The organism is Haemophilus parahaemolyticus, assembly GCF_018373095.1.
Taxonomy (GTDB): domain Bacteria; phylum Pseudomonadota; class Gammaproteobacteria; order Enterobacterales; family Pasteurellaceae; genus Haemophilus_A; species Haemophilus_A parahaemolyticus_A.
The window spans coordinates 1-8,820 of sequence record NZ_JAHAHT010000076.1 but is presented as its reverse complement, the minus strand read 5'-3'; the positions used below and the strand labels follow the sequence as shown (position 1 = coordinate 8,820).

Sequence of the window (8,820 nt, the reverse complement as noted above, 5' to 3'; positions counted from 1 at the left end):
ATTGAAGCACAATTAGAGCACCATGATTTAGAAAAATATCGTGCATTATTGGAAGATTTATTTACTGGAGATCAAGATCACGAAGAACTTGCTGCTGCAATGATGATGTTACTTCAAGAAAAACAAAAACTGATTCTTCCGCCAGATCCAGTAGTTAAACCAAGCCGCGAACGTGGTCGCCGTGACCGCAATGAACGTGGTGATCGCCGTGATGATCGCCGAAGCGGACGCGAACAACGCGAAGGTACAGGCGTTGCGATGGATTTATATCGCATTGAATTAGGGCGTGAGGATGGCGTAGAAGTGCGTCATATCGTGGGGGCAATTGCCAACGAAGGGGATATTAGTAGCCGTTTCATTGGGCACATTAAATTGCACGACACCTATTCAACCATTGAGTTACCGCAAGGTATGCCAAACCATCTAGTGCAACACTTTGCCCAAAAAGCACGCGTGTTGAACAAACAAATGCAGATGTCTCTGTTAGGTCCTGTTGAGGGTGCAAACAGCCAACCATTTGAAAGTAGAGGTCGTGGTGAACGTAACGATCGACGTCGTGATCGTGGTTTTAATGACCGCAAAAAAGGTGGTTTTAAAGAGAAGCGTTTTAACGACCGTGGTCGTCGTTAATTAAGCCTTGTACCTATGGCTCTTGCCATAGGTTACGCATAAATCAGCCCCTTTGGGGCTGTTTTAATTTAGTAACTGTGTTGCTCTTAGTGTAGGGTCTGTGCAACACGTCCCTACACCAAGAACAATAATTTATTTTAGATTATGTTCATCCAATCCATTCAAACCCATTGCACACTAGACTATTCCGAACAAGATCTATATTGGCTTGAATACGCCCTTACGCTTGCCGACAAAGCCGAAGCCATAGGTGAAATTCCTGTCGGTGCAGTGCTCGTTGATAAAGAGGGCAATAAAATTGGTGAAGGCTGGAATCAATCTATTTTGCTTAATGATCCCACTGCTCACGCAGAAATGTTAGCGATTCGTGAAGCAGGGCAATCTTTACAAAATTACCGTCTGCTTGATTGTACACTTTATGTTACACTTGAGCCGTGTACGATGTGTGCAGGTGCGATTCTGCATAGCCGTATTGGGCGATTAGTCTTTGGTGCAAATGACTACAAAACAGGTGCTATCGGATCACGTTTTCATCTGTTTGAAGATTTCAAAATGAACCACTTGCTTGAAATTCGAGGTGGATTACTTCGAGAAAAATGCAGCCAGAAAATGAGTGCATTTTTCAAAAAAAGACGGTTAGAGCAGAAGCAAGCAAAAGAAACGAAGAAGGAAGAATAATATGGCAACTTATATCGTGGGTGATTTGCATGGCTGTTTCAAAGAGTTTCAAATGCTGTTAGAAAAAGCCCAGTTTGATGAAAAACAAGATGAAATTTGGCTCACGGGTGATTTAGTAGCTCGTGGAGATGATTCGTTAGCTTGTTTACGTTTCGTAAAAGATTTAGGCGAAAAAGCCCAAACTGTGCTAGGTAACCACGATTTGCATCTTCTTTCTACCTTGTTAGGCATAAAACGGGTTAAGCCTTCGGATAAAGTTGAACCGATTTTTAAGGCATCAGATCGTGATGAATTGCAAAACTGGCTCAGAAATCAACCGCTTATGGTGCAACACCCAAAGTATGGCTTTCTACTTGTGCATGCAGGCATTAGCCCAGAATGGGACTTATCTACGGCAACTCAGTGTGCAAGAGAAGCGGAAGCTTTGTTAAAGAGCGAAAATTATGCTAATTACATCGCTCAAATGTACGAGAATGACCCTGACCATTGGGATAAAAACCTTCAAGGCATCGACCGTTGGCGTTATATCGTGAATGTATTTACCAGAATGCGCTTTTGTTACCTCGACAAGCGGTTAGATTTTACTTGCAAATTGCCAATCGAAGATGCCCCAGTCGAATTAAAAGCGTGGTTTGAACTGGATAATCCTTTATTTAAACAGCAAAATATTATCTTTGGGCATTGGGCAAGTCTAATGGGAAAATGTGCTCGTCCAAATATTTATGCGTTAGATACAGGCTGTGCGTGGGGACATCATCTTACGATGGTGAGATGGGAAGATAAAGAAATATTTACGCAAGAGAGATTAGCTGAATAGAAAAGTAGATTAGCGACATTCTGTCTGATATACCGTCTATTATATCTGTCTATTTGTGAAAAAGCGGAATGAAATTCAATCTTTATTCCGCCTTTCTTTTACCAATCAAACTATGAACGTTTCATATACCAATCAAACTATGAACGTTTCATAATTTCGAAAAACTCTTCGTTCGTTTTTGCAACGCCTAGTTTATCAATTAACCATTCCATAGCTTCCACTTCACCCATAGGGTTAAGTACTTTACGTAACATCCAGGTTTTTTGGTGCTCTTCAGGGCTCATTAATAAGTCATCTTTACGTGTACCAGAGCGGTTAAATTCAATTGCTGGGAAGATACGGCGTTCTGCAATTTTACGGGACAGATGCAATTCCATATTACCAGTTCCTTTGAACTCTTCGAAAATAACCTCGTCCATTTTTGAACCTGTATCTACAAGTGCAGTAGCAATAATAGTTAAACTACCGCCCTCTTCTACGTTACGTGCCGCACCAAAGAAACGTTTTGGACGATGTAATGCGTTGGCATCCACTCCACCAGATAAGATTTTCCCTGAAACGGGCGTTACGGTATTGTAAGCACGAGCAAGACGAGTAATAGAGTCTAGCAAAATCACCACGTCTTTTTTGTGTTCAACTGCACGTTTCGCTTTCTCAATTACCATTTCTGCAACTTGAACATGGCGGGTTGCTGGTTCATCAAAGGTTGATGCAATTACTTCACCTCGCACGGTGCGTTGCATTTCTGTTACTTCTTCAGGACGTTCATCAATCAATAACACAATTAACTCACATTCTGGGTAATTGTGTGTGATGCTTTGTGCAATATTTTGCAGAAGAACGGTTTTACCCGCTTTTGGCGGTGCTACGATCAACGCACGCTGACCTTTACCTATTGGTGCGGCTAAATCTAAAATACGTGCGGTTAAATCTTCGGTTGAGCCGTTGCCTCGTTCCATACGTAAACGAGAGTTAGCATGAAGCGGCGTTAAGTTTTCGAAAAGAATTTTACTGCGAGAAACTTCAGGTTTGTCATCATTAACAAGATCAACTTTGAGGAGTGCAAAATAACGTTCACCTTCTTTTGGCGGACGAATTTTACCTTCGATTTTATCGCCCGTTTGTAAGTTAAAACGGCGAATTTGGCTTGGTGAAACATAAATATCGTCTGGACCAGCTAAGTAAGAACTATCTGCTGAACGTAAGAAACCAAAGCCATCAGGTAAGATCTCTAACACGCCTTGACCAAAAATATCTTCGCCACTTTTTGCATGTTGTTTAAGAATTGCGAAAACAATATCTTGCTTGCGTAAACGGGCTAAATTTTCTAAACCCATTAGGTTTTCACCAATTTCGACAAGCTCCGAAACGGGGGTATTTTTTAACTGAGTAAGATGCATAGGAATTTGATAAGTTTAAAATAAAGAAGATTGGATATCATATTACTATGAAAGATAGTATTATGAGAGATATAGCCTCTTGCTATAAATTTGACTTGCGAAGAATACGACAAATAGTGAGAAATTGCAAATTTTTTATCAATTTCTACCGCTTTTATTTGGACGAGGAAAGAATCTGTATTTCAGCCTTTAAATATTAGGCTCTAAATATCTTTAAAAAAATGGTAAAATTTGTTTATGTAAAAAATTAAACTAATCATATAAAAAAATCATTTGCATTTATAAGATTTTAGATTAGAATACCCTTGCCAATTAACCATATTTTTTAAAGGAGAATCAGATGAAAAAGTTTTTGGCTGTGTTAAGTGCTGTGGCACTTTCAATGGGTTCAGTGTATGCAAAACCGCTTAAAGTGGTAACGACATTTACTGTTATTCAAGATATTGCACAAAACGTAGCAGGGGACTCTGCTGTTGTTGAGTCAATTACCAAACCAGGTGCGGAAATTCACGAATATCAACCAACCCCGCAAGATATTGTGAAAGCTCAATCTGCTGATTTGATTTTATGGAATGGGATGAACCTTGAAATGTGGTTTGAACGTTTCTTTACTAATATCAAAGATAAGCCTGCCGTTGTGGTAACAGAAGGTATTGAGCCGATGTCGATTTTTGAAGGTCCGTATAAAGACAAACCAAATCCACATGCTTGGATGTCGCCAAAGAATGCGTTGGTTTATATCGAAAATATCCGCAAAGCCTTGGTAAAATACGATCCTGAAAATGCCGAAAAATACAATGCGAATGCAAAAGCCTATGCTGATCAAATTTTAGCATTAGACCAACCGCTACGCGAACGTTTAGCGAAAGTGCCTGAAGGTCAACGTTGGTTAGTAACCAGTGAAGGGGCATTTAGCTATTTAACTCGTGATTATGGCTTCAAAGAGCTTTATCTCTGGGCAATTAACTCAGATGAACAAGGCACACCAAAACAAATTCGTAAAGTGATTGACGGTGTTCGTAAACATCATATTCCTGTTGTATTTAGTGAAAGTACTGTTTCTGACAAACCTGCAAAACAAGTAGCGAAAGAAACAGGAGCAAAATACGGCGGCGTGCTTTATGTTGACTCACTTTCAACCAAAGATGGTCCTGTTCCAACTTATATTGACTTATTAAAAGTCACTGTTGGTACCGTTGCAGATGGATTTGACCGTAAATAGAAGGAATAAATAACCAAAATGAATACTCTCCAGACTTCACTCATCGTAAAAGATGTTAGCGTGCGTTATAACAACGGGCACATAGCGTTACACGATGTCACCTTTTCTCTTGAGAAAAGCACCATTTGTGCCTTATTAGGTGTGAATGGCAGTGGTAAATCAACGTTATTTAAGAGCATTATGGGGTTAATTAACCCGAAAGGCTCAATTGAATTATGTGGTTTATCTGTGAAACAAGCACTTAAGCAAAATTTAGTGGCATACGTTCCGCAGAGCGAAGAAGTAGACTGGCAATTTCCCGTTTCTGTGTATGATGTGGTAATGATGGGGCGTTATGGTTATATGAACTTTTTGCGTATTCCTTCTGCAAAAGACAAACAAAAAGTCCAAGAGGCGATGGAGCGAGTGAGTATTGCTCATCTTGCTGATCGCCAAATTGGTGAACTTTCGGGCGGTCAGAAAAAGCGGGTTTTTCTGGCTCGCTCGCTTGCTCAAGAGAGCAAAATTATTCTATTAGATGAGCCGTTCACAGGCGTGGATGTGAAAACAGAAAATGCGATTATTGAGCTACTTAAACAGCTTCGTGATAGCGGGCATCTCATTTTAGTTTCTACTCATAATTTAAGCACTGTGCCAAGTTTCTGCGATCAAGCAGTAATGATTAACCGTACCGTACTTGCCACAGGATCTATTGAACAAACCTTTATACCAGAAAATTTAGAACGAGTGTTTGGTGGTGTGTTGCGTTATCAATTCCAAACTTCATATTTTAATCAAAATCCAAGTCAAAAAGCGGAGTAGAGTATGTTGGAATTATTACTCGAACCCTTTAGTTACGACTATATGTTTAAAGCTATTGTGCTAAGCGGTGTGATTGGGGCGGTGTGTGCGTTTCTTTCTTCCTATTTAATGCTCAAAGGTTGGTCATTGATTGGCGATGCCTTATCGCACGCAGTTGTACCAGGTGTTGCTCTGGCGTATGCTTTTTCTCTACCTTATGCGATGGGGGCTTTTTTCTCTGGATTTTTTGCTACGCTTGCGATTCTTGCTGTGAAATCAATGACTAAACTCAAAGAAGATGCGGTAATCGGCTTTATTTTTACCACCTTTTTTGCCTTGGGCTTATTTATTATTTCCATTCATCCAACTTCGGTAAACGTGCAGTCGATCATTCTCGGCAATATTTTGGGCATTGCAGATGAAGATGTAAACCAAGTATTGATTATTCTGGGCGTTACGATCGTACTTTTGCTCTTTTACTGGAAAGATCTCTTGTTGGTTTTTTTCGATGAAGTGCAAGCTAAAGCAGTTGGGATTTCACCGCTTAAGTTAAAAATCATCTTTTTTAGTTTACTCAGTGCTTGTGTGGTTACTGCACTGCAAAGCGTAGGTGCGATTTTAGTGATCTCCATGGTGGTTACTCCAGGGGCGACAGCCTATCTTCTAACTGATCGCTTCGGTAAATTGTTGATTATCTCATCACTATTAGGCGGTATTACCAGCGTTGTTGGGGCTTATGTCAGCTATTACATTGATGGTGCAACAGGTGGTTGTATTGTCGCATTGCAAACTTTGATTTTCTTAATCGCATTTTTCTTCTCGCCAAAATATGGCTTGATTCCACGACGATTTGCAAATCAATCCGCAAAAACTATCGCTTGTGAAGCAGGTCAAGGGGGCAGTCTATGATGAATGCGATTTATCAATGGTTTGCTGAACCGCTTGCGTTTCCTTTTATGCAACAGGCGTTGATTATCGGGCTGGTTGTAGCGATTATCTGTGCGACGTTATCTTGCTATTTAGTGCTAAAAGGCTGGTCTTTGATGGGCGATGCAATTTCCCACGCGGTGTTACCAGGGATTGTACTTGCTTATATGCTCTCTATCCCGCTCGCAATTGGTGCGTTTTTCTCTGGTGTTTTCTGTACCATTGCCGTAGGCTATTTAAAAACAAATAGCCGAATTAAAGAAGATACCGTGATGGGCATAGTGTTCTCAGGGATGTTTGCTATCGGTTTGGTCATGTTTACCAAAGTAGAAAGCAATCAACATTTGATGCATATTTTATTTGGCGACTTGCTCGGCATCACAGCCCACGAGTTCTATCAAAGCTTGATGATTTCCGCCTTTGTGTTCCTCGTGATTGTGCTCAAACGTCGAGATTTCTTGCTTTACTGCTTCGATACAATGCACGCCCGCACTGTGGGTTTAAACACTACATTCTTGCATTACAGCTTGTTAGTATTATTAGCGTTAGTCATCATTAGTGCTATGCAAGTAGTCGGCGTAATTTTGGTAGTTGCTATGCTTATTACCCCTGGGATTACAGGCTATATTCTTACCAAACGCTTCGAACGAATGATGCTCATCGCGATTTTAACTTCAGTAAACAGCGTTTTCTGGGGCATTTTCCTCAGTTTCCATTTTGATGCCGCAACAGGACCTTTCATTGTGCTCATCCAAGCGGTCGTTTTCTTAACGGCATTAGCAGTGGTGCAGTTGAAGTTGAGGAAGTAGGAATAATTATGTAATTTCTTCGTTTATCTACTCCCCTCTTTGCTAAAGAGGGGAGATTTGGCAGAATTTATTAACTGGAAAAGTTATTTTTCCCCTTTCACCAATGCCCATCTAATTAAGCTATCTAATCCCCAGCCGATTAAGCCAATAATGACTACAACTGCCATTAATTCGGAGTAGGCGAGGCGATCGCGGGTATCAAGGATAAAATAGCCTAGCCCTTCATTCACGCCAAGCATTTCACACGGTACGAGAATAACCCATGCAATCCCCATTGAAACACGTAAGCCTGTGAGAACGTATCCGCAATGGCTGGGACGACAATTTTGCAGAGTGTCTCTTGTTTAGAGGCAGAGAGTGAGCGGGCAAGTAAAAGCCATTGCGGATCGATGCTTTTCACGCCTGCACTGGTGGAGATGATCAGCGACCAAACGGAAGCGAAGGCGAGTAGAAAATAGATTGGCAAGTCGCCTACACCGAGTAGCATCACGATAATTGGCATCCAAGAAAGTGGGGAGATCATTCGTAGCAGTTGAAATGCGGGCGTGCACCACATTTCTAGTTTTTTGGAGAAGCCTAGCAATAAACCGATAGGTACGCCAACAATGAGGGAAAAGCTTAATCCGACGAAAATGCGTTGTAGGCTAGCGAACAGATGCGGGAAAATTTCGCCCGAGCTAATAAGCCAGATAAAGCTATCAAGTGTAGGCAGAGGGGCGAGTGTGCTGGCAAGCGAGATGCGTTGTGAAAGCCAATATGAACTAAGTTGCCAGATAATCAGCAGGGAGAGTAGTCCACCTGCACCAAGTAATGTTTTTTGTTTCATTGTTGTTCCTTTTATACATCAATTTCTTCAACACGCTCAAAACCATTTTGTAATCCAAAAACGGTTAGATAATCACCTTGTTCTAAGGATTTTTTCACAAATTGAGGGGCATTCAATTCACGTGCAACTTGCGTTGGATTGAGTTCAGCAAGAAAACCGTTATTGCCCGCTAATTTCGTGGTTTGTAAAAATTCAACCAGCTTCTCCATATAAGAATCAAACGGATAAGGCTGGAAGCCAATGCGTTGTTGATGTCCGTGCGTGTGCCACTCGGGGTGTTTTACCGCACCACGAGCCAGATATTCCGCCCATTGCTGTTCGCTAGGGGCGAGTACTTTTTCCAAAACCTCTTGGCTGTGCGGTGTGTAGCCATTACCACGTGCAAGAGTTTTTGCTACCTCAAGCGGTTGATTTACGCAGAAAACTTGCGATTCGGTTAGGGCATTCACGACTTTTTGTGTCCATTCTGGGCGTTCTGTCACATCTTGTTCGTGCATCATCGTTAAGCAGCAAGCGTGATCTCGCCAAACATCAGCACTAAATCGCAAAATTTTTCCAACGCCTTTGGCTTCTGCCAATGCGTTAAAAGGTTCAGCAACAATAAATCCAGCAATCACGCCATTTGCTAAGGCAGTTACCATATCAGAAGGTGACATTACTACTAATTTCACTTCGTTTTCTTTCGGTTTTTTAGTGGTTACACTTAGATTATTTGCTTGCAACAGCTGTTG

General features: G+C 41.2%; 11 protein-coding genes. 7 read left to right on the top strand and 4 right to left on the bottom strand.

All coding sequences use genetic code 11. The annotated features are described in order from the left end of the window. From KH943_RS07670 to apaH, 3 genes are all read left to right on the top strand, one after another. Positions 1-630, top strand: a 630-nt coding sequence (locus KH943_RS07670) for a DbpA RNA binding domain-containing protein (protein WP_304109713.1), incomplete at its 5' end; no start/stop codon positions are given. Between the two features lie 144 nt (positions 631-774). Then, complete coding sequence (gene tadA, locus KH943_RS07665; RefSeq protein ID WP_304109711.1) at positions 775-1,308, top strand: tRNA adenosine(34) deaminase TadA; 534 nt, start codon at positions 775-777, stop codon at positions 1,306-1,308. Between the two features lies 1 nt (position 1,309). Continuing rightward, complete coding sequence (apaH, locus tag KH943_RS07660; RefSeq protein ID WP_304109709.1) at positions 1,310-2,125, top strand: bis(5'-nucleosyl)-tetraphosphatase (symmetrical) ApaH; 816 nt, start codon at positions 1,310-1,312, stop codon at positions 2,123-2,125. A 137-nt stretch (positions 2,126-2,262) separates the two neighbouring features. On the opposite strand, the gene rho is transcribed toward apaH, so the two are convergent. Further along, complete coding sequence (gene rho / locus KH943_RS07655) at positions 2,263-3,525, bottom strand: transcription termination factor Rho (RefSeq protein WP_304109707.1); 1,263 nt, start codon at positions 3,523-3,525, stop codon at positions 2,263-2,265. Between the two features lie 340 nt (positions 3,526-3,865). Here rho and KH943_RS07650 point away from each other — a divergent pair, with 340 nt between their 5' ends. Genes KH943_RS07650 through KH943_RS07635 form a run of 4 tightly spaced genes read left to right on the top strand, consistent with a single transcriptional unit; the run spans position 3,866 to position 7,263 of the window. Continuing rightward, positions 3,866-4,747, top strand: a complete 882-nt coding sequence (locus tag KH943_RS07650; RefSeq protein WP_119222846.1) for a metal ABC transporter substrate-binding protein — start codon at positions 3,866-3,868, stop codon at positions 4,745-4,747. 18 nt (positions 4,748-4,765) lie between these two features. After that, positions 4,766-5,548: a metal ABC transporter ATP-binding protein gene (locus KH943_RS07645; RefSeq protein ID WP_304109705.1), complete on the top strand. Its 783-nt coding sequence runs from the start codon at positions 4,766-4,768 to the stop codon at positions 5,546-5,548. Between the two features lie 3 nt (positions 5,549-5,551). Further along, complete coding sequence (locus KH943_RS07640; RefSeq protein ID WP_304109703.1) at positions 5,552-6,436, top strand: metal ABC transporter permease; 885 nt, start codon at positions 5,552-5,554, stop codon at positions 6,434-6,436. Beyond that, a complete protein-coding gene (locus KH943_RS07635; protein WP_304109715.1) occupies positions 6,436-7,263 on the top strand; it encodes a metal ABC transporter permease in 828 nt (275 codons plus the stop codon). Before KH943_RS07640 ends, KH943_RS07635 begins: the two co-directional genes overlap by 1 nt. Positions 7,264-7,346: 83 nt before the next feature. On the opposite strand, the gene KH943_RS07630 is transcribed toward KH943_RS07635, so the two are convergent. From KH943_RS07630 to KH943_RS07620, 3 genes are all read right to left on the bottom strand, one after another. Beyond that, positions 7,347-7,538 (bottom strand): hypothetical protein, encoded by a 192-nt coding sequence (locus tag KH943_RS07630; protein WP_304109701.1) that lies wholly within the window; start codon positions 7,536-7,538, stop codon positions 7,347-7,349. Next, positions 7,490-8,089, bottom strand: coding sequence for an ABC transporter permease (locus KH943_RS07625; RefSeq protein ID WP_304109699.1), 600 nt, complete (start codon positions 8,087-8,089; stop codon positions 7,490-7,492). Before KH943_RS07625 ends, KH943_RS07630 begins: the two co-directional genes overlap by 49 nt. Before the next feature lie 11 nt (positions 8,090-8,100). Continuing rightward, the coding region (locus tag KH943_RS07620; protein ID WP_304109698.1) for an ABC transporter substrate-binding protein at positions 8,101-8,820 on the bottom strand (720 nt) is incomplete at its 5' end.

Bases quoted from the DNA above. Each gene is read 5' to 3' on its own strand.
- tadA (WP_304109711.1), top strand. From the start codon at position 775: ATGTTCATCCAATCCATTCAAACCCATTGCACACTAGACTATTCCGAA.
- apaH (WP_304109709.1), top strand. From the start codon at position 1,310: ATGGCAACTTATATCGTGGGTGATTTGCATGGCTGTTTCAAAGAGTTT.
- rho (WP_304109707.1), bottom strand. From the start codon at position 3,525: ATGCATCTTACTCAGTTAAAAAATACCCCCGTTTCGGAGCTTGTCGAA.
- KH943_RS07650 (WP_119222846.1), top strand. From the start codon at position 3,866: ATGAAAAAGTTTTTGGCTGTGTTAAGTGCTGTGGCACTTTCAATGGGT.
- KH943_RS07645 (WP_304109705.1), top strand. From the start codon at position 4,766: ATGAATACTCTCCAGACTTCACTCATCGTAAAAGATGTTAGCGTGCGT.
- KH943_RS07640 (WP_304109703.1), top strand. From the start codon at position 5,552: ATGTTGGAATTATTACTCGAACCCTTTAGTTACGACTATATGTTTAAA.
- KH943_RS07635 (WP_304109715.1), top strand. From the start codon at position 6,436: ATGAATGCGATTTATCAATGGTTTGCTGAACCGCTTGCGTTTCCTTTT.
- KH943_RS07630 (WP_304109701.1), bottom strand. From the start codon at position 7,538: ATGGGGATTGCATGGGTTATTCTCGTACCGTGTGAAATGCTTGGCGTG.
- KH943_RS07625 (WP_304109699.1), bottom strand. From the start codon at position 8,089: ATGAAACAAAAAACATTACTTGGTGCAGGTGGACTACTCTCCCTGCTG.